Consider the following 21,161-nt stretch of genomic DNA (forward strand, 5'->3'; position numbering starts at 1 on the left):
ATTCAACTTAGATTAAGTTCTAATTTTATTTGATAAAAATTTCAAGGTATTTCATTTCAGAACATTTAGTCTTTACATGAGCTTAACATTCTTAATAGGCTAAAATTAACTAAACTCTTTCAAAACCCTGTCCACAAACCATTTAGGGAAGCGTTCTACTGATGGATTAATTTTTAATATTTCAGCATTTTCTATTTCAGCAAGAAATGAAGCTTTTTCTCCATCTTTTGAATTGTCAAAAAGATAGGCACGATTAGAAACATCAATAGCAGACATCAATAAATTCATACTTCGATCATAACGATCACGAATTTTTTGTTCTGGAACATCATGTCCCCCACTTTCCACACGATATTTGACACGACCAATGTTAATGATGGGATCAACAGTTGCAACATAATATAAATAAACTCTAAACCCTTGCTCTTGGGCTTTTTTTAAAAATTCTATTTTGCTCTCATGAGACATTACTGTTTCAAAAGTAAAACTGACTTTTAAGCGTAAAAACTCTAAACGAATAAAATCAATAATTCTGGCAGCCAGATAAGAATCTATTTCATGCATTGCAAATTCAATTATATGATGATTTTCTATATGTGGTTCAGTCGAAAGTAATGAAACAGTTTGATTATTTTTCTTACGCTTTTTCTTTTTTAGGAATGTAATTAATTCATAAGTCGATAGTTCTGGATGGTAATCACTTAAATCAAGACGCCGCTCTAAAACCAGAACTTTTTCCAGTTCGTCAGCATTCAGATAAGCACCAATTTGGTGGGCAGGTAAATATTCTTTTATAGTACTTTTACCAGACCCATTAGGACCTGCAAACATCCGTATGCGTGGTCGAAGCATCCCTTAGACAAGAGCCTCTCTTTTTGCTTTACGTTTTAAAACTGTTTTTTTTAGCTGCATATCAACATATTGCGCTGTAACATCTTTTAATATAGCGCATTGACCGTTTCTATACTGTTTTACGATATTTCCATGACGTACAAATACAACAGGATGGTTTGATTGGGTCGCTTCTATAAATGCATGCTTAAATGATTCGACTGCAAACTGAGGAATAATCGCTTCTTCTCGCATATTCGTTTTCATTTTTGTATAGGTCACCATGTTAACCTCAGCATATTTGTATGATAAAAATCATTTAGATTTTATATTAACACAAAAAGCTATTTTGTCTATTTTACCCCCATAACAACTTTTACTTGAGCATTCTCATCTGCCATTTGAATAAATGAATAATCTGTGCATAATAAATTAGAGTAATTACTCTAATTTTATAAAAATGGATTCAGCTATGTATATAGGCTCCCGAAAATGGATGAACACTAGTCATGGACAGCTTGGTTTTAAAGATAAAACCCAACTCATAAAGCAAATCTTATATCCAGTAACTTTAGATTTCTTCAAAGCCCATATCAAAAAAAACTCAACAGATGTTCCTTTAGAAATAAACGATATCATTATTCCAGATACAGCATTAATCAAAGATGCAATAAATGAACTAGAACAATGTAGAAATATTGCCATAATTCAACATTCTTGGCGCAGTTATTTCTGGGCAGTTGCAATTGCAAAATATAAAAAATGGCAATTTGATAGTGAAGATTTACTCTTTGCAAGTTTGATACATGATTTAGGTTTAATCTCTCCCAAATCAGAATATTCTACGTGTCAATGTTTCACCTTTAAAAGTGCATTACAGGCTGAAGATCTGTGTAAAAAACATCACCATCCTCAGGATCGAACAGAAAATATTTCCAATGCAATCTGTTTACATATGAACGGATACTTAAATGAAAGAAATCTATCTTTAAGTAAAGAGGTTTTTTTATTACAACAGGCAACAGCATGTGATGTTATAGGCACAAATATTCACTGTATTGATAAGTCTTATTATAACAATGTCCTATTACGGCACCCTCGCTATAAATTTAATACCGAATTTCAAAAACTAATTGAAACTGAATCCAGACGTCACCCTCAGTCACGTACTGCACTATTAAATAAACTTGGACTAAACATAATGATTAAACTGAATAAACATGGAGAATGAGATGAAAAGTGAACTTAGTATCCAAAAGATAAACTTTAAAGATATCAGTAATATTCAAGTAGATCACTGGAGTAACACGCTACATACGACCAGCATTATATTTTTACCAGCAATCGGTGTCCCTGTCGCTAAATACGAAAAATTATTTCAGCATTTATTTGGTATAGGATACAACCTGATCTACGCTGACTATCCAGGTTGCGGTCGTAATACCCCCACTGTCTCTAGACATTTCGACTATGGCTATGCCGATTTGATTGATGAGTTTATTCCACAATTACATAAAATTGCGAAGGGAAATGCAGCAAAAAAAATTATTTTGTTTGGACATAGTTTAGGTGGGCACTTGGCAACACTTTATGCTCAGCATCATCGAATCATAACAATCGGAATAGCAACAGGAAATATTGGTTTACGCTATTGGGACCTGAAAGGCAAAATAAATATTTTAAAGGCTGCGACAGTTTTTAATGTAATGATATTAAAAGATGGTTTTCTTGCTGGTTATAAAGTCGGTTTTGGTAATAAAGAAGCTAAAAGCTTAATGCGAGACTGGTCTAAAACAATTTTTACTGGTAATTACAAACACATATCAGGAAAAAATGAATCAGTTTCATCAAATCAAGCATTGTTTATACAGCTAAAAAATGATCATTTTGCACCATTACCGTCGACATTAGGCTTGAGTAAATATTTTACAAATCCAGATATTATTACACTAGATCTAACATCTGACATTCAGGGTAATCAACATAGTGCATGGATTAAACAGCCAGAACTGATTGTAACGACAATTAAAAACTGGTTGCAAAAGCATTGAACTAAAAGTGAATTTTCTGTTTATGATCTTCTACAATATTTAGCCATGCTCTGGTTGCAGGACTCATTGCCATAGTCGTATTCCACGCCATACTTAAGGTCCAGTTTAAACCCGGATTTTCCAATACGGCAGTGTTGAATTTTTCCTGATCGAGTTGCTGACAATATATTTGAGGAAGTAATGCGACTCCCATATTTGATTCAACCATTTTTGTAATAAAGTCCCATTGACTACTTTTACAAACAACTTTAGGTTCAAAACCTACTGTATTTGCTGCTTTAATAATCATACTATTTAACGTAAAAGTATCAGAAAATAATAGAAAGGATTCTTCTTTTAATTCAATCATATTCACAGTTTTTCTATTTTTCCACTGTGAGTCTTTTATGGATAGTAAGCACATCGCTGAATCCACAACCGGGATTGACGCAAAAGTTGGTCGAAAATTACCAAGTAAAATACCAACATCAATACGTTTATCAGCAATTGCTTCCTCAATACTATTTGAGCCTACCTCTAAAAAACTAAGCTGTATATCCGGATGTTGTTTATGAAATAAGGCAATAAGTGAACTAAATAAGACAGAACCTAATGGCGGCAAACCTAAAGTCATTTTACCCTTTTTAAGTAATTGGACTTGCTCAATCGTATTATAAATTTTTTCCTGTTCTGACAATATGTTTAATGCATGCTGATAAATCAGTTCACCTGTATAAGTCAGTACGACTTCACGTTTTCTGCCTGCTTCACCTTTTTTAAATAGTGCTGTTCCTAACTCTTCTTCCAAGCTTTTAATGATCTTGCTTAAAGTCGGTTGCGTCATAAACAAGTGTGCTGCAGCCAAACTAAAACTCTGGCTATTGACAGTTTCAACAAAAATTTTAAGTGATTTTAGATCCATAAATTATTCCAATATAGAATAATATTTATAAAATTATTCATAATTTAGCATATGTTCAGCACATAAAATACTCTTATCTTCAAAACCAAACTGTGACATCAATGTCTGTACAAATTGAACATCCGACCCGATTTAACCATATCACTAAAATTATTTTTCAAATCAGTTTATTACTTGTTTTCTGGTGGATTGGCAGCATGCTTCAATCCATATTTAAACTTCCAGTATCTGGTGCAGTGATCGGGCTTTTCATTGTTCTGACAGGTTTATTGACTGGATTTTTTAAACTTGAATGGATCAAGAGTGGCTCCGATTTTATTTTAGGTGAGTTGGTTTTATTCTTTATTCCCTGTTTTGTCGGACTAATTAAATATAAACATCTTTTTTTAACAGAAGGCTGGCAATTAATCCTTGCTGTTATTCTGGGAACCATTTGTGTCATGGTGGTTACAGCATATAGTGTGCATCTTGGCTTTAAGTTTGAAAATAAACTCAAAAATCATCGCTCCCAATCTCTGCGTAAAAATATAGCTCAGGATGGAAAATAATCATGACTTTAATTGCCGTTGTTTGTCTGATTGCAACTTTACTGTTTTATATTATCGTAAAAAAAATCCATCAAAAATATCCTTATCTGATTTTATCACCAGCGATACTATCCCCTATCCTTCTGATTATTTTAATATTATCTTTAAATATATCCTATGATACGTATATGCAAGATAGCCAATGGATTGTCTGGATGTTAGGTCCTGCAACAGTCGCTTTTGCCATTCCGATTTATGAATACCGTGAAATAATCAAAACACATCTACTTTCTATCAGTATGGGCGTAGTGATGGGCATGCTAGCGGGAATGATCAGTTCATTTTATCTGGCAGAGCTGTTTAATTTTGATCAGTCAACCACCTACAGCTTGATGGCGCGTTCCATTTCGACACCTTTTGCAATGGAGTTAAGCAGTCATATAGGCGGCTCTGTTGAACTGGTTATTTTGTTTACCATGATTACTGGTGTTATAGGCATGATCATTGGTGATACTGTACTGGGCGCTTTACGGTTAAAATCTCATTTTGCCATGGGCGCATCTTTGGGCAATGCAGCACATGGATTTGGAACGACTAAAGCCTATAGTCGTGATAAAGAAGAAGGTGTTATTGCCAGCTTAACAATGGTGCTTGCTGGTATTTTTATGGTTTTGGCAGGTCCTTTTCTGGTTCATCTGCTAGTGTATAGTTTAAGCTAATGTGAGTTCGACGCAACTACATCTTCAACTTATTGAAAAGCAATGATCTTAGCGGAGTCTTGCTGAGTTTTATCCAATTTTTAGATCAACCTGCGGCTCGCCATACTTTTGTTTCGGCAAAAGTATGCAAAACCATTGTCATCCGCAAAACTCGTCAGCCACCAGCAACATATTCAATAAGTCGCAGAAACAATACATTATAAAAGAAGTCCTACCTCAAACAGTTGCGGATGACGTTTCCGAGTATCATGTTTCATTAAGAGTTTTATATCGAACTCAGGTTAAGCTAATGTTTCAGAACAATAGCCTTATGCTTTTATTAAGCTAAACAAAGAATCAATACAAAACTGAAAATACTAAGTGTCTCGATGATTTCAATACTTGCTCCAACTGTATCACCCGTAATTCCTCCTATACGAGCAATAAACTTATGACGTAAATAAAACAGGATAATCAAAGTAATAATTGCAACAATAACACCAGCTAAACTAAAACTGAGACATAGTAGAAAACCTATAATCAAAATAAAAATCGCCGATTTTTTAGGAATATATTCTGCAATTGAAGTACCCAATCCATTTTCACGGACATAGTGTGTGGTCAAAAATAAAAATAACGGCGACAGTCTTCCAAGTATTGGGAATAATACCAATGTAACATACTGTTTTTGCTCAACTAATATATAAATCGCCGACCATTTTAGTATACAAATAATAATTAAGCTAAGTACCCCGATCGGACCACAACTTGGGTCTTTCATGATCTTTAAAGTACGTTCTTTATCTCCAAAACCACCAACCCAGGCATCAGCAGTATCCGCCAATCCATCTAGATGCAATCCACCAGTCAGCCAGATCCAGATTACTAAAATTAATGTCGCAAGTAATATGGCTGGTAAAATACTTAAAATAGTTGCGAAAGCGTACAGGATTATGCCAATTAACAAGCCAATCAATGGATAAAATAAAAGTGATTGAGCATTTTGTTGCGGTGTTGGTAAATGTTTTAAATGAACAGGAAAAGTGGTTAAAAACTGTAATGCAATTAAAAAGGCTGTCATTTTTTAACATTCTCAATAAATTGAATATTCAAATTGTTTTTATCCAATTTAAAACAGTTCAGGTTTGCCAAATCTGCTGACATTTTTAAAATATCATCTAAAGGTTGCCTTAAAGCAATGCATTTTAACAGCTTGATGATCCCTGCATGCGTCACGACCAGTGCATGCTGACATTGCTGACGGTTCATCTGCTGTTGCATATTCACTAATGCATTAAGTACTCTCGAATGAAAAAACTGCATAGATTCAGCATTTGGAGGTGTAAATTTGGTTGGTTCTTGCCAGAAATTTGTCAATAAATCTGGCATTTTTTCATAAATTTCCTGTGTTGAAGTTGCTTCCCAATCACCGAAATGCATTTCCTGTAAATCATGTTCTATATATATAGGTAACTGCAATTGACTGGCAGCCTTAAAAGCAAAATCTTTGCAACGCTTTAGCGGTGAAGTAAAAATCAGTTCCCATGATTGATAAGCTAGAGATTGATCTATACTCTGTTGCATTTGACTCCAGCCCAAAGTAGTCAACTGATCATCAGTTGAACCCCTTAAAGTGTGACCTAATTCGGTTTCACCATGACGTAATAGATCAATCCTGAGCATACCACTAGACCTTTTCACCAATAACAGATGCTTCGGCAAAAGTCGCCATATTATTATGCAAACTACAAGCAAGTTTAATAATACCGAGCGCCGCACCTGCACCACTGCCTTCTCCCAATCTCAAGTTTAATTTAAGTAAAGGGTTTGCATTTAATTCTTTTAATAATCTTTGATGTCCATATTCAGCTGATTGGTGTCCAAAGATCATCCATTTTCGGACATCAGGATTTAAACGTACAGCGATCAATGCTGAAACTGTGCTGATAAAACCATCAACCACAACTGGTAAGCCTAATTGGGCAGATCGGATATAGGCACCTGTCATGGCGGCTATTTCCAGACCTCCAACTGCACAAAGTGCCCGAAATGCATCATTCTTCACATAATCTCTATGCAACTCAATCGCCTTATTAATAATATTTTTCTTGTGATTTAGCTGTTCCTCACGAATACCTGTTCCAACACCAGTCAATTGTTCAGCTTTTTCATTTAATAAAAAACAGGCAACTGCAGATGCGGAACAGGTATTGCCTATTCCCATCTCACCCGCAACAAAAATGGATGCCTGACTGGCAACTGCTTTTTCAATACTCGCCTTGCCCAAAGCCAGAGCCTGAATACACTGTTCTTCAGTCATTGCAACAGTTTTAGCAAAATTTGCGGTACCAGGAATAATACAATATCTCTCCACCCCGCTATATGAATAAGCATCACCAACAGAACCGCAATCGACAACCTGTAAGATCGCATCATATTCTTTGGCAATCACGCTTATACATGCGCCACCTGTCGCAAAGTTTTGCAACATCTGGCGGGTAACAGCCTGTGGATAGGCAGAAATATTTTCTTGCATCACTCCATGATCGCCAGCAAAGATCGTAATCCAGGGCTGATCGATATTTGGTTTTGAGTTTGCTTGTAAACTGGCTAATTGAACAGCAACATTTTCCAAATCAGATAAAGAGCCCGTTGGCTTTGTCAATTGCAATTGACGCTGCTGCGCATTCTGTTTCGCTTGCATACTTGGTTGCTGACAAGCTTCTAACCACCAGTTCACTGTTTATCTCCTTTTAAAATCATTGGAAAACCTGCTACACAAAATGTAACCCTGTCTGCAATTTGCCCCAAACGCTGGTGTAAACGTCCAGACTCATCCACAAATTTTCGAGTAATTTCCCCAATAGGAACAATACCTAGTCCCGTTTCATTACTTACCAAGATAATTTCTGATTTAAGTGCAGGCAGAATATTCAGTAATTTTTCACATTCATTTTGCTGTAATTTTTGATCTTCATCTAACAGTAAATTGCTCATCCATAAAGTTAGGCAATCCACTAAAATCAAGCTATTTTCTCGATCTATTTCACTTAATTTATCAGCAAGAAGTATTGGTTCTTCGATGACTGTCCAATATTCTGGCCGTTGTTTTTTATGATGGAGCACCCGAACTTGCATTTCCTCATCCAGTCCTTGGGCTGTTGCCACATAGATCACATCCAATCCTGACTTTTTTGCAGTATCTTCTGCCAGACGGCTCTTACCAGAACGAGCGCCACCTAAAATAAGCTGTATCATGCCTCACCTAATGGAAATTGAATAAGTGGATATAATGGACCTTGCAATGTTTCAGCTTGATAATAACCAAAGCTTAATTGGTGAACCTCTACACTAAAATTCTTTTGATCAAGTGAATCGATCCTTTGGAAAATAACGTCACTTTCGATCTCTGCCTTATATAGCCCCAAGGTAATATGTGGACAATATTCTAATGCCGCAATTTCCAGAGAATGCTGTTTTAATGCTTTACGGATATAGGTAAGCATCTGCATTTGGTCATCAATTTCAACAAATAAGGCACTAGTAAAACTATTTATTTTTCCAGTTTTCAGTTGAAATGCGGGTAATTCTAAATAGCTTAATGTCATTAATTGTTTTTTTAGATTTTCATATGGAAAATCATCATCTAAGCATGATTTTTCTTGTGTGAAAAAACCACAAACAAATAAAGTAATATGAAATTGGCGTGTGTTTGGGGTGAATAGTAAATCGTTAAAATATTCACGTAACTGATACAAATAATTTAAAAGGGATTTATCTTGTATTTCCAGATACCATAAGGCAAATTGCTGACGCCCTCTATGCCACTCGGGGTAATCACGTTCAACAGTTGCTAATACTTTGCTCGATGGTAATAAAAACACGTAAAAATCATATCTAAAAATATTATGCTATTAAAACATGTATTGCCGGCCATGCATTATATGATTGGCTTAGTTTTATTCACTCCCATCATGAAATTTACTCATGATGGAAATGCTGATCACTTTATTGACATTTCAAATGAAAAAACTTAGCAAAACTTCAATTATTTTATTGAATATTATAACACTGCTTTAACTTTAAATAGTCATAATAATAACTATTTAGCTTATAGCGGGCATAATCACATTCTGTTTTAAAACTGGTTTCTTTTTCGTTATACAGCATTTTCACTAAAGTTAAACCCTGATTATTTTGATAGACATCCCACTGTAAATTAGCTGCCATTGGTGAAATCGTCTCTCCTCGCCATTTACTATTTTCATAATTAAACGTTTGACTGGATGGTAATGATTGCATCGTACCATTCAGTTCTAAACTTGTAGCTAAAGGGATAATAATTTCAGCATGAGCAAATCTAAGTACAGCAATATTTTTCTGGGATTTATTGATCACTGCATCAATTTGACCAAAGAGATCCTGTTTCAATGCTTGAGCAATGTTCGTTGTATAGGTTTTACCCGCCGTAAAACTAGGTCCCTTACTATAAAAATCATTTGCATCATTGTACTGCGCATAAAACTTTGCAGCATTTTTTGGCATATATTTAGAAAAATCAGTCGTCGCCAACTCATCTTTCATCCCACCCATAATTGAATACAGCTCATATAAATATGCAGCGGCATCTACAGCACTTGCAATAGTATTTTTGCCTTTACCTTTTTCCGTGACCTTACTACCGTCTGGAGCAATGACAGTATATGAACCTGTATTACTAAAGGTATAACCTGATTTCCCTAACTTTTGAATAAATTCATTTTTAAAAATCGGTTCTAACACTTCATTAGCAATATTTTGTGCACGACTATCGCTTTTAATCTGTTTTAGTTTTTCAATGAGTTCCGCATTATTTTCTTCAAAGTCCTGATAAGCCAGACTAGCATCATAGACCTGTTTTTGTGTGATGGTTTGGATATTAGCCAAATCATCATCTGCCGTCAGGCTGTGAAAATAAAGTAAAAAACGATTTACCCCGCCATCTGCTACATTAGGGTTTGAATCGGCACTCAGACTTGTATAACTCGCTGGCATAATCGATTTCTTTAAAGCTGGCTGTTGTTTAATAAGCTCATTGCTAAAGAATTTTGCACTATCGACTGCACGGTCAACACCAGAACTGAGAACTTGAATAGACTTTCCTGAAGCATATTTAGCATTAAACAAAGTTGGCAATCGTTGCAATAAACGATCTGCAATTCCTCGATGTTCATTTATACCTACCGAGGTTTCATTGCCATAACCGTATTGGCGGATACCCTCTACACCATATCCAAGGAGAATATTCGCTTTCATCATTGCTTCAAGATCAGCTCCTAGCTTTTCCCCCAAAGCAGTTAAAGCATTTTCTTGCTTAGCCTGTAACCATAGGTTATATAAAGCCAAGTCATATTTCATACTTGAAAGACCACGCGAACCATGACGTGCAACCAATTCTGTAAATACTGGATTAAATCCATTTGGAATGCTTTCATAAGTATCTAATTTTTGCTGAGGAAGATATGGAGTTTTTGTCTGTAAATATAAGGATTCGAGTGTTGGTTCAGGTGTAACTGGTTTGGAAGTCACTGAATCAGAACTGTCATTACATGCAGCCAATACTGCTATCCCCAAAGATAATAAGCTCAAACGAACCAAAGTTGTTTTGTTCATAACGGTGGACTATAAGATTTAGTGGCTAAAAAATAAGGAATAAAAATGTCAGTTTGATGAAAAATTATTCTTAATAGTTAACTTAAGAAAATATTTTATTTACCTTAAAACAGATATAAGGTTACCGTCACACATGAAAAGAGAATTACAAAATATGTTTTAAAATCGCTACAAGATAACGATTCATGAAAATTTATATATTTTGAAATAAAGGACAAGCTTTTAAAATAATGAATTACTATTCATTTGTTTCAAAATATTTCATACCCAGTAAAAAATAACAATAAAAATACTGATTACTCTATGTTTATTAAAAAATTTATTTTTAAACTTAGAAAAAATAAAAATACTGCATAGTGGAATTATGAAAAGCTTTATTGAAACTCCAGACAAGCTGTACTAATTTCAAGAGAACAAGGAATCAATCAAAAAGTCCAACGACAAGGAAATAAAATGCAGGGATTAAAAGATAAAGTGGTAATTGTTACTGGTGGTGCTGGTGGTATAGGCAGTGCAACCTGTAAACGTCTGGCACAAGAAGGTGCAAAGGTTGCTGTATTCGATATGAATCCTGAAGCAGCTCAAGCTGTAGTTCACGCTATTAAACAGCAAGGTGGCCAAGCAATTGCTATTCAATGTGACATTACCAATAAAGCAGTCGTTGATCAATCTGTTGAAGAAACACAAAAGCAATTCGGTGCTATCGATGGATTGGTCAATAATGCCGGCTGGGATATTTTCAAACCTTTTATAAAAACTACGCCAGATGAATGGGAAAAACTGATACAAATCAATCTGGTCGGTATGCTGAATATGCATCATGCTGTTTTAAAAGGTATGGTGGAACGCAATTCAGGACGTATCGTCAATATCGCCTCAGACGCTGCACGTGTTGGTTCTTCGGGTGAAGCTGTATACGCAGCATGTAAGGGTGGTTTACTTTCATTTTCCAAAACATTGGCACGTGAACATGCACGAAATAACATCACCATCAATGTCATCTGCCCTGGTCCCACTGATACAGCCTTACTCGCAGGGGTAACAGAAGGTGCTGCAAACCCGGAAAAACTACGTGACGCATTTGTACGTGCGATTCCACTGGGACGTTTAGGTCAACCTAATGACTTGGCTTCAGCGATCAGTTTTTTCTTGAGTGATGATGCCAGCTTTATTACAGGACAGGTTTTAAGTGTATCTGGCGGTTTAACCATGAATGGTTAAAAACTTCCAAATAATCAATTAATTTTCAAGGAATAGAAACATGAATTTTGAAGATATTTTATATGAAGTAAAAAATGGTGTTGCCTGGATTACCATCAATCGACCTGACAAAATGAATGCATTTCGTGGACAAACCTGTGATGAATTGATCAAAGCACTTTATAAGGCAGGCTATGATCGTACTGTAGGTGCAATTGTTCTCACGGGTGCTGGTGATCGGGCCTTTTGTACTGGCGGTGATCAATCTGCTCATGACGGTAACTATGATGGTCGCGGGACAATTGGTCTACCAATGGAAGAGTTACATACCGCTATTCGTGATGTGCCTAAACCCGTTATTGCCCGTGTACAAGGCTATGCAATCGGCGGTGGTAATGTTCTCGCGACTATTTGTGATTTGACCATCTGCTCAGACAAGGCAATATTTGGTCAGGTTGGTCCGAAGATGGGTTCTGTTGACCCTGGTTATGGTACAGCGTATTTGGCACGTGTCGTTGGAGAGAAAAAAGCTCGTGAAATCTGGTACATGTGCCGCCGCTATAGCGGTGAAGAAGCTGTAGAGATTGGTCTTGCCAATAAATGTGTACCTGCTGATCAGTTAGATGCTGAAGTACAGGCATGGGCTGAAGAAATTTGTGAACGTAGCCCAACTGCTATCGCAATTGCCAAACGTAGTTTCAATATGGATACAGCGCATCAGGCAGGTATAGCAGGTATGGGAATGTATGCATTAAAACTCTACTATGATACTGAAGAATCACGTGAGGGTGTCAACGCTTTAAAAGAAAAACGCAAACCTGAATTTCGCAAGTTCTTTAAATAAGGAGATTAAACATGAGTAAAAATCCTTATCTCACTGAGGAACTTGAGTTTCTGTCAGAAACAGCTGACAAATTTGCACAAAAACATATTGCACCAGGCTTTTTAGAACGGGATCAAAGCCGTATTTTCGATCGTGACCTAGTCAAAAAAATGGGAGAAATGGGCTTTATCGCACCGGAATTACCAGAGCAGTACGGTGGACAAGGCTTGGGACGACTGGCATCTGGTGTCATTCATGAAGCTATCGCCAAAGCCGATTTAAGTTTTTCCTATATTAATTTACTTGCTTCTTTAAATGGTCAAATACTTGCTGAACATGGAGACCCTGAAGTTGTTGAACCTTGGCTCAAAAAACTCACAGCTGGTGAGGCAATTTTTGCTATCGGTTTAACCGAACCTCGTGGTGGCTCAGACGCAGCAAACTTACGTTTAAAAATCGAACGAGATGGCGATGAATATGTCATTAATGGTGAAAAAACTTCAATTTCTGCCGCAGATCAGGCAGACGCATCTGTCATTTTCGGACGTACAGGAACCATCGAATCAGGTGCACATGGCATAACTGCCCTATTTGTACCCATGAATTTGGCTGGTATTAGTACCACACGTTTTGACTGCCATGGGCAACGTGCCATTGGTCGTGGATCAATCTTTTTTGATAATGTTCGAGTTCCTGTAAATCATCGTTTAGGTGATGAAAACAAGGGCTTTATACAGGTAATGCAAGGTTTTGATTTTTCGCGTGCGCTGATTGGTTTGCAGGTCTTGGCTGTCGCACGTGTTTCACTAGATGAAGCATGGGAATATGCAGCGCAACGTGAAGCATTTGGTAAACCATTAACTGCATTTCAAGGTGTTTCACATCCATTGGCAGATTATGAAACTCAAGTAGAAGCTGCACGTTTATTATGCTTACAAACTTTATGGCTGAAAGATCATCACCTTCCACATACCAGTGAGGCAGGAATGTGTAAATGGTGGGGACCAAAACTTGCCTATGATGTTGTACACCAATGTCTGTTAACCCTTGGCCATGCAGGATATGACCGTGGGGTTATGGAACAACGTTTACGTGACGTTCTGGGCTTCCAGATTGGAGATGGAACTGCACAGATCATGAAAACAATTATCGCAAGACATAAGGCAGGACGCAAAGCAGTACCAGCGTAAAACAACATGTATTTTAAGGATCATAAATCAGGAGTATTGGAATGGACTTCGATGCAGTACTTATCCCTCCACGTCAGGAAAAAATGTTAAAAAACGGATATTGGTTCAATAAAACCATTATCCAGGCACTAGAAGATGCAGTTAAAACACATCCAGATAAACAGGCTTTAGTTAGCTATAGAACAACCAACAAAAGTGAAATCAGTTTTAGTTACCAAGAAATGCTAACTACAACCTATAAAATTGCATTAGGTTTAAAAAAATTAGGGATTCAGAAAAATGATGTAGTTTCATGTCAATTACCCAACTGGTGGGAATTTAGCCTTTTATATTTTGCATGCTGTCACATCGGAGCCGTACTTAACCCTTTAATGCCAATATTTCGGGAACGTGAACTAGAATTCATGTTGCAACACGCAGAGTCTAAAGTTTTTATCGTTCCACAAAAATATCGTAATTTTGATCATGAACAATTGGCATATAAACTTAAAGATAAACTGGCTAGCTTACAGCATGTCGTCGTTGTAAATGGTGAACTTGAAAATAATTTTAATCAGGTTCTGCTTGAACATGGACTGGAACAGAATCAGGAAAATATTAAACAGTTACAATACTTGCAGGCAAGCCCGGATGACATTACCCAACTGATTTTCACTTCTGGAACTACAGGTGAACCTAAAGGGGTCATGCATACATCCAACACCTTATTTGCCAATATCATTCCCTATGCAAAACGGTTACATCTGAATGAAAATGATGTGGTCTTGATGGCATCTCCCATGGCACATCAAACCGGGTTTATGTATGGACTGATCATGCCTGTAGAACTAAAAGCCAAGGTTGTCCTGCAGGATGTCTGGGATGTTGAACAGGCTATAAATCTAATTCATCAACATCAGGTCAGCTTTACTATGGCCTCAACACCATTTCTAAATGATCTGGCAAATACTGTAGCTGAACAGCATGATCAGGTTCAATCCTTAAAAACTTTCCTGTGTGCAGGTGCACCAATCCCTGGGTCACTTGTACAAAAAGCCAGACAAATTTTGGGCGTAAAAGTTATTTCAGCCTGGGGAATGACTGAATGTGGAGCTGTAACAACAACAAAGCCTGAAGATGATGATGAGCGTTCATTTAATACGGATGGTATTGCTTTACCTGGCGTTGAAATAAAAATCGTAGATCGAAATGGTGCTGAAAAGCCTAGCAATGAAATTGGAAGATTGATGATTCGTACTTGCTCTAACTTTGGCGGGTATTTGAAACGACCACACTTAAATGACACCGATGCTGATGACTGGTTCGATACTGGTGATCTGGCTTATCAGGATGAACAAGGTTATATCCGTATCTCTGGTCGTAAAAAAGATGTCATTATCCGTGGGGGTGAAAATATACCAGTTGCTGAAATTGAATCTTTACTTTACAAACATCCTGATATAGCAATGGTTGCTTTGGTGGCGTACCCAGATGAGCGTATGGGTGAACGTGCCTGTGCAATTGTAAAGCTCAAAGATAAATCTGTATCCCTTGAGCTTAAACATCTGGTAGATTTTTTGAAAACACACCAGCTTGCCAATCAATATTTGCCTGAACGTCTGGAGATATGGGAGGATATTCCTATGACCCCATCAGGCAAGATTCAAAAGTTTAAACTACGTGAAATGTTGAAATAACATATTCATTAAAGGGCTTCTAGCCCTTTAATTTTATCAATCAATTAAAAACCATGCCTTTTAAATTTCAATGTAATTACAATATAGGCACATTTTATTTAATATTTTGCAAAATTTCATGCCCTGACTGAAAAACTTTATACGTTAATCGATCTGGTGTATCAGCTGTTAATGGTTCAATTTCTTGCAGGCTATTAATACAACGCTGAGCCAGTCGAATATACTCTTCAGTACCATAACGCTTCCATTCTATTTCCTTTTCTTTTAATTCCCGTACAACACGTGCAGGACTACCTAAAACTAAAACATTAGCAGGAATTTCAGCTTTTGCCTTTACAGTGCTATTCGCACCAACAATGGTATTTTCTCCAATAACAGCTTCATCCAGAATAACGCTATTCATACCGACCAATACATTTTTTGAAATTTTGCAGCCATGCAAGATAGCACCATGCCCAATATGCCCATATTCCTCAACTAAGGTTATGCTACCTCCAAAACCATGTATAGTGCATGAATCCTGAACATTGGCATTTTTCTGGATATGAATCCGCCCAAAATCTGCACGTAAAGCAGCAAAAGGACCAATGTATACCCCTGCTTCGATAATTACATCACCGATAAGCACGGCAGCAGGATGCACATAGGCTTCAGGATCTACTACTGGTATTACACCATCGATTGAATAGCACGGCATCATTAAATCCTTTTTATCTAAGATAAATTAATCTAAAACCAAAACTCTTCCGGATATAGACACTTTATACACTGGTGATTTCAGGCTTCAATCCACCAAAGCGTTTATAGAACTGTGGTTTGGCTTGAGGCATACGACCTTCAGCTGTACGGGCGATATCCAGAAAATATTCTTCAGAAGCATTAAAAACCAGATGATATAAATTATTACTCAGGTTTTGTGCAGAGAGCGCTGGCCAGTCATTTGGCAATAATTCATAAGGTAAATCAGGGTCTTTCAATAGAATACGGCGATATTGATGAATCAATAAAATTCTGGTCTGAAATGCTTGAATGGGATCAATATCTGCATCACTTTCCAAAATTAGAAAAATTTCACGAAAATCGCCAATAAATTTTTCATACCGCTGCATCAAATCCTGAATCGGCCAATTTGTTTCAACCATTCGTTTAGTGGTTGCATTAGAGTCTTTCCATAAATCCAGAGTTTCAGCCTTAAATAAAACCAGTTGATCTGTCATGTTCAGATTAACAATGAGTTGTTGCAATTTTGCATGATCACATCCTGGATAAGCCATTACATTGGTTGCAATGTGAGCAAAACCGAGCCATTCCAGTTCTTTTTTTAGAATAATTTTATCTTCAAGTTCAACAGAACTGAGTAATACCAGATCCCATTTCTGATCCCACTCAGGATGCATAATATTATAAATTTTTTGATCTGCAGCAATAAAGCGCTGCCGACTACTCTCAGTCACACGATAATAGCTGGTACGTCCTATTTTTTCAGAAGTTAACCAGCCATTTTGTACTAAACGGAATACTGCCGTTCTTACTGATCGTTCTGTTAGCCCTAATACGTCCATTAACTGAATCAGGCTAGCAAGACTTATACTCCCTCCTCTGTGAAAAATACTATCACCCAATACAGTCATAATCAGTGATGTACCACTTAGTGTTTCATTGCTTATAAATTCATCAATGATTTGTTTTAATTTTGGATTCATCACGTTATTTTCACCTTAAAACATGTTTAGGATAGTTCCTTAAAACTATCCTATTCACTTATATCAGATGCTCGGATCAGGCAGATTGTCTTGCATCAACTACCCGTTGCGCTTTTCCTTCCGAGCGAGGCAAACTGCCTTCGGCAAGTACTTCAACAGATACGCTGATACCCACCATTGTCTTGATCTTTGCTTTTAATTGTTGAGCGAGCTGTGAAGCCATAAAATCGCTATTATCTTTACGCATTTCCGTCCGAATATGCAATGTATCCATATGCCCCTTTTTACAAATCTGAATCTGGTAATTCGCGATCAACTCTGGAATATGCAAGATCTGCTCTTCAATTTGTGATGGGAAAACATTCACACCACGAATAATCATCATATCATCGCTACGCCCAACAATCTTGTCCATTCGACGCATAGTTCTAGCTGTACCAGGTAAAAGTCGCGTTAAATCGCGAGTACGGTAGCGAATAACGGGCATGCCTTCTTTGGTAATTGTTGTAAATACCAGCTCACCTAACTCACCATCTGGCAGTACTTCACCAGTATCCGGATTGATGATTTCAGGGTAAAAATGATCCTCCCATATTGTCGGTCCATCTTTTGATTCCAGGCATTCCATAGCAACACCCGGTCCCATAACCTCAGATAGACCATAAATATCCAGGGCATCTATTCCCATACGGTTTTCAATTTCACGGCGTAGTTCATTGGTCCATGGTTCTGCACCAAATACACCTACTTTTAATGAGCACTTTGCTGTTCCAAATTTTTGCTCTAAAGCTTCTATGATATTTAAGCAATAAGATGGCGTAACCATCAGTCCTGTAGGCTTAAAGTCATGAATCAGCTGTGCCTGACGGTCAGTTTGCCCACCTGACATTGGAATCACAGTAGCACCTAAACGCTCTACACCATAATGTGCGCCCAATCCACCTGTGAACAGACCATAACCGTAAGAGACCTGTACAGTATCTTTACTGGTTAAACCGGATGCACGGAGTGAGCGTGCGACAACATCTGACCAGATTTCAATATCTTGTTGGGTATAGCCTACAACTGTCGGTTGCCCTGTAGTCCCTGATGATGCATGAACCCGAACAATTTTTTCTTGAGGAACTGCAAACATGCCAAAGGGATAGTTATCACGCAAATCCGACTTGGTTGTAAACGGAAATCTGGACAAATCTTCAAGTGATTTTAAATCATCAGGATGCACGCCTGCTTCATCGAATTTTCGCTTATAAACAGGGCTATTGTTATAGGCATGCTGTAGTGTTTTTTTCATACGTTCTAACTGGACACTACGTAATTCATCCACTGATGCTTTTTCTAAATGATCTAATGCGACACTCATTTTATTACTCCCTGAACCGTCATCCTGACGATTTTTATTTCCATGAACCTTTTTTCATCTCTCAATGATCTAATTTTCAGACCAAAATTGATAAATGATTAACATCCTTTGTATTGCGGCGTACGTTTTTGCATAAAAGCTTGCACACCTTCGCGATAATCTTCTGAACGACCAGCCATACGCTGTAAGTCACGTTCCAGCACTAATTGCTCATCCAGAGTATTATGTGCTGCAGAATTAATTGCTTTTTTAATCAATGATAAACCGTATGTAGGTTGTACAGCCAGATGTTGTGCCATTTGCTTTGTTTGCTCCTGCAACTCTGCATCTTCACATACCTGCCAGATCATACCGAGATTCATGGCTTGTTCAGCACTGATTTTATCACCTAACATTGCCAGACCCATCGCTCTTGCACGACCAACTAGACGTGGTAAAAACCATGTACCACCAGAGTCAGGTACCAGTCCCAAACGACAAAATGCCTGTATAAATGATGCAGATTTTGCAGCGATGACAATATCACATGCCAAAGCAATATTGGCACCTGCACCCGCCGCGACACCATTCACGGCACAAATAACAGGTTTCGGCATTTGGGTGATCATCTTTATGAGCGGGTTATAATACTTTTCAATTGATAACCCGAGATCTGGTGCATCCGCGTTTGGATCTACCACACGATCATTTAAATCCTGTCCTGCGCAGAAACCACGTCCTTCAGCAGAAATAACCACTGCACGAATTTGCTGATTATCAGACCAGGATTTCAAAACTCCAGCCACTTCTTTATGCATGGTTTCATTAAAGCTATTTAACTGTTTTGGACGATTAAATGTTAAATAACCAACTGCATTTTCTTCCTTGACTAAAATCGTCTGGTAATCCATTACTCACCTCTACTTTAAAAACCAAATTACTTTTTTAGTGATTATTCGTCAAAACTAAGTTTTACATTTGAAGACACTGGACGTGACTGACAGCTCAGAACATAACCTTTTTCAAGTTCATCTTCCTCTAAACTGTAGTTGATCGCCATTTCAACTTGTCCCTCAAGAACCTTACATTTACATGTGGCGCACACACCACCTTTACATGCATAAGGTAAATCTGCACCGGCACGTAATGCAGCATCTAAAATACTGTCATCCTGTTTAGAAACTTCCACGATCAGCTCACGACCATCCAGAATGACATGAACTTTTTCTTCATTACGCTTGGCAATCTGTTCTTGCGATGCTCTAACTGGTGCTCCGGTATTAAAGCGCTCTGTATGGATCTTAGATTTTGCTATACCAAACTCTGGTAAAACTGTTTCTACCGCAAGCATCATGTCTTCAGGACCACAGGCAAAACAATGATCAAACTCTGCATCTAATAATTCTGCGTTAAATAATTGCTTGATTTTGTCACTATCAATACGCCCATTAAATAAATCACTATCATTTAACTCGCGGGAAAAAACATTGATCAACTGAAAGCGCTCTTTAAACTGATCTTTCAAATCCATGATCTGCTCTGAAAACATAGTCTGTTTCCATGAACGATTACCATAAATCAGACTAAAGCTTGCGTCAGGCTGATTGAACAACACATTCTTTACAATAGATAAAATTGGTGTGATTCCACTACCTGCGGCAAAACCAAGATAATTTTTTCCACCAAGCTTAGCTGCTTTTTGATAAAAAACACCTTGTGGTGGCATGACTTCAAGTATATCGCCTGCTTTCAAATGTTCATTTGCCCAAGTTGAAAACTGACCTTGATCAATTTTCTTGATCGCAATGCTCATATCTTCTATGGCATCATGGCTACAAATGGAGTAACAACGACGAAGTTCACCTGTATCCGTCATATGACGAATCGTTAAATGCTGTCCAGGTTGATATTTAAATGTTTCCTGTTGATCTGCTGCAACATCAAAAGCAATACAAATCGCCTGATCTGTCTGTGGCGTGATCGATTTAATTTTTAATTCTACAAACTGGCTCATGTTGATATCCCTATTTTAACCTTTGACTTTAAATACATTTAAAATAATCAAAGGGTTCTAAACATGATTGGCAACGATACAGTGCTTTACATGCAGTCGAACTAAATTCACTTAAGAGTCTGGTGTTGTGGCTATGGCAATGTGGACACTGCACCCCATCTTCGAGTGCCACATGTGTACCACAACTATGTGCATCACCCTGTGGTGGTGCTATACCATAGGCTTGTAATTTATTTTTCCCTTCATCTGACATCCAGTCAGTTGTCCATGCTTCGGACAAATCAATATTGACTTTAACTGGTGTTAATTGATGTGCTTCAAAAGCTTCAACGATCTGACTTTTTAAAAGATCAGTTGCAGGACAACCGCTATATGTCGGTGTAAGACGTACAATAATTTCCTGATCTTCATTGAAGTCAACATCACGGATCATGCCTAAATCCAGTACAGACAGTACAGGAATTTCTGGATCAGATACTTGAGCCAGTACGTCCCAACATTTATCTAGACAATGATGAATAAGTTTCATACGTCTCACTCCCTGTGATTCGTG

The 21,161-nt window shown here is 37.4% G+C and carries 23 protein-coding genes; 8 read left to right on the forward strand and 15 right to left on the reverse strand.

What is annotated here, in order from left to right; translation table 11 throughout:
* Positions 1–105 precede the first annotated feature (105 nt).
* Together KPC_RS03885 and KPC_RS03890 are read right to left on the reverse strand one after the other, a co-directional pair.
* Positions 106–852 carry a zeta toxin gene (locus tag KPC_RS03885; protein WP_121973105.1) on the reverse strand — a complete coding sequence of 249 codons (747 nt, stop codon included), beginning with the start codon at positions 850–852 and terminating at the stop codon, positions 106–108.
* A gap of 3 nt (positions 853–855) precedes the next feature.
* Positions 856–1,098 carry a hypothetical protein gene (locus KPC_RS03890; protein WP_227591458.1) on the reverse strand — a complete coding sequence of 81 codons (243 nt, stop codon included), beginning with the start codon at positions 1,096–1,098 and terminating at the stop codon, positions 856–858.
* A gap of 205 nt (positions 1,099–1,303) precedes the next feature.
* Between KPC_RS03890 and KPC_RS03895 the strand changes: the two genes are divergently transcribed.
* Positions 1,304–2,062 carry an HD domain-containing protein gene (locus KPC_RS03895; RefSeq protein WP_121973107.1) on the forward strand — a complete coding sequence of 253 codons (759 nt, stop codon included), beginning with the start codon at positions 1,304–1,306 and terminating at the stop codon, positions 2,060–2,062.
* Between the two features lies 1 nt (position 2,063).
* Complete coding sequence (locus tag KPC_RS03900; protein ID WP_121973108.1) at positions 2,064–2,882, forward strand: alpha/beta fold hydrolase; 819 nt, start codon at positions 2,064–2,066, stop codon at positions 2,880–2,882.
* Position 2,883: 1 nt separating this feature from the next.
* On the opposite strand, the gene KPC_RS03905 is transcribed toward KPC_RS03900, so the two are convergent.
* A complete protein-coding gene (locus KPC_RS03905) occupies positions 2,884–3,783 on the reverse strand; it encodes a LysR family transcriptional regulator (RefSeq protein WP_121973109.1) in 900 nt (299 codons plus the stop codon).
* A 101-nt stretch (positions 3,784–3,884) separates the two neighbouring features.
* Here KPC_RS03905 and KPC_RS03910 point away from each other — a divergent pair, with 101 nt between their 5' ends.
* Both KPC_RS03910 and KPC_RS03915 read left to right on the forward strand, forming a co-directional pair.
* Complete coding sequence (locus KPC_RS03910; RefSeq protein WP_121973110.1) at positions 3,885–4,331, forward strand: CidA/LrgA family protein; 447 nt, start codon at positions 3,885–3,887, stop codon at positions 4,329–4,331.
* A 2-nt stretch (positions 4,332–4,333) separates the two neighbouring features.
* Complete coding sequence (locus tag KPC_RS03915) at positions 4,334–5,029, forward strand: LrgB family protein (protein WP_121973111.1); 696 nt, start codon at positions 4,334–4,336, stop codon at positions 5,027–5,029.
* A 319-nt stretch (positions 5,030–5,348) separates the two neighbouring features.
* On the opposite strand, the gene KPC_RS03920 is transcribed toward KPC_RS03915, so the two are convergent.
* From KPC_RS03920 to KPC_RS03945, 6 genes are all read right to left on the reverse strand, one after another.
* Complete coding sequence (locus KPC_RS03920; protein ID WP_121973112.1) at positions 5,349–6,089, reverse strand: adenosylcobinamide-GDP ribazoletransferase; 741 nt, start codon at positions 6,087–6,089, stop codon at positions 5,349–5,351.
* Positions 6,086–6,691, reverse strand: coding sequence for a histidine phosphatase family protein (locus KPC_RS03925; protein ID WP_121973113.1), 606 nt, complete (start codon positions 6,689–6,691; stop codon positions 6,086–6,088). The genes KPC_RS03920 and KPC_RS03925 overlap by 4 nt, the downstream gene beginning before the upstream one ends.
* A 4-nt stretch (positions 6,692–6,695) precedes the next feature.
* Positions 6,696–7,748, reverse strand: a complete 1,053-nt coding sequence (gene cobT, locus KPC_RS03930; RefSeq protein ID WP_121973114.1) for a nicotinate-nucleotide--dimethylbenzimidazole phosphoribosyltransferase — start codon at positions 7,746–7,748, stop codon at positions 6,696–6,698.
* On the reverse strand, positions 7,745–8,266 hold the full coding sequence (cobU, locus tag KPC_RS03935) for a bifunctional adenosylcobinamide kinase/adenosylcobinamide-phosphate guanylyltransferase (RefSeq protein ID WP_121973115.1): 522 nt from the start codon (positions 8,264–8,266) through the stop codon (positions 7,745–7,747). The genes cobT and cobU overlap by 4 nt, the downstream gene beginning before the upstream one ends.
* The gene (locus KPC_RS03940) at positions 8,263–8,892 is read right to left on the reverse strand and encodes a 2'-5' RNA ligase family protein (RefSeq protein WP_121973116.1); all 630 of its coding nucleotides are present in this window, start codon (positions 8,890–8,892) and stop codon (positions 8,263–8,265) included. The genes cobU and KPC_RS03940 overlap by 4 nt, the downstream gene beginning before the upstream one ends.
* Positions 8,893–9,061: 169 nt before the next feature.
* Positions 9,062–10,660 (reverse strand): histidine-type phosphatase, encoded by a 1,599-nt coding sequence (locus tag KPC_RS03945; RefSeq protein ID WP_121973117.1) that lies wholly within the window; start codon positions 10,658–10,660, stop codon positions 9,062–9,064.
* Between the two features lie 453 nt (positions 10,661–11,113).
* Here KPC_RS03945 and badH point away from each other — a divergent pair, with 453 nt between their 5' ends.
* Genes badH through aliA form a run of 4 tightly spaced genes read left to right on the forward strand, consistent with a single transcriptional unit; the run spans position 11,114 to position 15,549 of the window.
* On the forward strand, positions 11,114–11,881 hold the full coding sequence (badH, locus tag KPC_RS03950; protein WP_121973118.1) for a 2-hydroxycyclohexanecarboxyl-CoA dehydrogenase: 768 nt from the start codon (positions 11,114–11,116) through the stop codon (positions 11,879–11,881).
* A gap of 40 nt (positions 11,882–11,921) precedes the next feature.
* Positions 11,922–12,704: a 2-ketocyclohexanecarboxyl-CoA hydrolase gene (badI, locus tag KPC_RS03955; RefSeq protein ID WP_121973119.1), complete on the forward strand. Its 783-nt coding sequence runs from the start codon at positions 11,922–11,924 to the stop codon at positions 12,702–12,704.
* An 11-nt stretch (positions 12,705–12,715) separates the two neighbouring features.
* A complete protein-coding gene (aliB, locus tag KPC_RS03960; protein ID WP_121973120.1) occupies positions 12,716–13,873 on the forward strand; it encodes a cyclohexanecarboxyl-CoA dehydrogenase in 1,158 nt (385 codons plus the stop codon).
* Positions 13,874–13,914: 41 nt separating this feature from the next.
* A complete protein-coding gene (gene aliA, locus KPC_RS03965; RefSeq protein WP_121973121.1) occupies positions 13,915–15,549 on the forward strand; it encodes a cyclohexanecarboxylate-CoA ligase in 1,635 nt (544 codons plus the stop codon).
* A gap of 94 nt (positions 15,550–15,643) precedes the next feature.
* On the opposite strand, the gene KPC_RS03970 is transcribed toward aliA, so the two are convergent.
* The 6 genes from KPC_RS03970 to paaD form a co-directional block, all read right to left on the reverse strand.
* On the reverse strand, positions 15,644–16,246 hold the full coding sequence (locus tag KPC_RS03970) for a gamma carbonic anhydrase family protein (protein ID WP_121973122.1): 603 nt from the start codon (positions 16,244–16,246) through the stop codon (positions 15,644–15,646).
* Between the two features lie 64 nt (positions 16,247–16,310).
* A complete protein-coding gene (gene paaX / locus KPC_RS03975; RefSeq protein WP_121973123.1) occupies positions 16,311–17,252 on the reverse strand; it encodes a phenylacetic acid degradation operon negative regulatory protein PaaX in 942 nt (313 codons plus the stop codon).
* Positions 17,253–17,328: 76 nt separating this feature from the next.
* A complete protein-coding gene (gene paaK / locus KPC_RS03980; RefSeq protein ID WP_121973124.1) occupies positions 17,329–18,615 on the reverse strand; it encodes a phenylacetate--CoA ligase PaaK in 1,287 nt (428 codons plus the stop codon).
* A 98-nt stretch (positions 18,616–18,713) separates the two neighbouring features.
* Positions 18,714–19,505, reverse strand: coding sequence for a 2-(1,2-epoxy-1,2-dihydrophenyl)acetyl-CoA isomerase PaaG (gene paaG / locus KPC_RS03985; RefSeq protein WP_121973125.1), 792 nt, complete (start codon positions 19,503–19,505; stop codon positions 18,714–18,716).
* A 41-nt stretch (positions 19,506–19,546) separates the two neighbouring features.
* Positions 19,547–20,608 carry a 1,2-phenylacetyl-CoA epoxidase subunit PaaE gene (paaE, locus tag KPC_RS03990; protein ID WP_121973126.1) on the reverse strand — a complete coding sequence of 354 codons (1,062 nt, stop codon included), beginning with the start codon at positions 20,606–20,608 and terminating at the stop codon, positions 19,547–19,549.
* Between the two features lie 28 nt (positions 20,609–20,636).
* The gene (gene paaD / locus KPC_RS03995) at positions 20,637–21,137 is read right to left on the reverse strand and encodes a 1,2-phenylacetyl-CoA epoxidase subunit PaaD (protein ID WP_121973127.1); all 501 of its coding nucleotides are present in this window, start codon (positions 21,135–21,137) and stop codon (positions 20,637–20,639) included.
* Positions 21,138–21,161 lie beyond the last annotated feature (24 nt).

This window comes from Acinetobacter stercoris (genome assembly GCF_900323515.1).
GTDB classification, from domain to species: Bacteria; Pseudomonadota; Gammaproteobacteria; order Pseudomonadales; family Moraxellaceae; genus Acinetobacter; species Acinetobacter stercoris.

Bases quoted from the DNA above. Each gene is read 5' to 3' on its own strand.
- badH (WP_121973118.1), top strand. From the start codon at position 11,114: ATGCAGGGATTAAAAGATAAAGTGGTAATTGTTACTGGTGGTGCTGGT.
- KPC_RS03885 (WP_121973105.1), bottom strand. From the start codon at position 852: ATGCTTCGACCACGCATACGGATGTTTGCAGGTCCTAATGGGTCTGGT.
- paaE (WP_121973126.1), bottom strand. From the start codon at position 20,608: ATGAGCCAGTTTGTAGAATTAAAAATTAAATCGATCACGCCACAGACA.
- paaX (WP_121973123.1), bottom strand. From the start codon at position 17,252: ATGAATCCAAAATTAAAACAAATCATTGATGAATTTATAAGCAATGAA.
- KPC_RS03925 (WP_121973113.1), bottom strand. From the start codon at position 6,691: ATGCTCAGGATTGATCTATTACGTCATGGTGAAACCGAATTAGGTCAC.
- badI (WP_121973119.1), top strand. From the start codon at position 11,922: ATGAATTTTGAAGATATTTTATATGAAGTAAAAAATGGTGTTGCCTGG.
- KPC_RS03970 (WP_121973122.1), bottom strand. From the start codon at position 16,246: ATGCCGTGCTATTCAATCGATGGTGTAATACCAGTAGTAGATCCTGAA.
- aliA (WP_121973121.1), top strand. From the start codon at position 13,915: ATGGACTTCGATGCAGTACTTATCCCTCCACGTCAGGAAAAAATGTTA.
- KPC_RS03910 (WP_121973110.1), top strand. From the start codon at position 3,885: ATGTCTGTACAAATTGAACATCCGACCCGATTTAACCATATCACTAAA.
- KPC_RS03920 (WP_121973112.1), bottom strand. From the start codon at position 6,089: ATGACAGCCTTTTTAATTGCATTACAGTTTTTAACCACTTTTCCTGTT.
- paaD (WP_121973127.1), bottom strand. From the start codon at position 21,137: ATGAAACTTATTCATCATTGTCTAGATAAATGTTGGGACGTACTGGCT.
- KPC_RS03905 (WP_121973109.1), bottom strand. From the start codon at position 3,783: ATGGATCTAAAATCACTTAAAATTTTTGTTGAAACTGTCAATAGCCAG.
- paaK (WP_121973124.1), bottom strand. From the start codon at position 18,615: ATGAGTGTCGCATTAGATCATTTAGAAAAAGCATCAGTGGATGAATTA.
- KPC_RS03945 (WP_121973117.1), bottom strand. From the start codon at position 10,660: ATGAACAAAACAACTTTGGTTCGTTTGAGCTTATTATCTTTGGGGATA.
- paaG (WP_121973125.1), bottom strand. From the start codon at position 19,505: ATGGATTACCAGACGATTTTAGTCAAGGAAGAAAATGCAGTTGGTTAT.
- aliB (WP_121973120.1), top strand. From the start codon at position 12,716: ATGAGTAAAAATCCTTATCTCACTGAGGAACTTGAGTTTCTGTCAGAA.
- cobU (WP_121973115.1), bottom strand. From the start codon at position 8,266: ATGATACAGCTTATTTTAGGTGGCGCTCGTTCTGGTAAGAGCCGTCTG.
- KPC_RS03890 (WP_227591458.1), bottom strand. From the start codon at position 1,098: ATGAAAACGAATATGCGAGAAGAAGCGATTATTCCTCAGTTTGCAGTC.
- KPC_RS03915 (WP_121973111.1), top strand. From the start codon at position 4,334: ATGACTTTAATTGCCGTTGTTTGTCTGATTGCAACTTTACTGTTTTAT.
- KPC_RS03900 (WP_121973108.1), top strand. From the start codon at position 2,064: ATGAAAAGTGAACTTAGTATCCAAAAGATAAACTTTAAAGATATCAGT.
- KPC_RS03895 (WP_121973107.1), top strand. From the start codon at position 1,304: ATGTATATAGGCTCCCGAAAATGGATGAACACTAGTCATGGACAGCTT.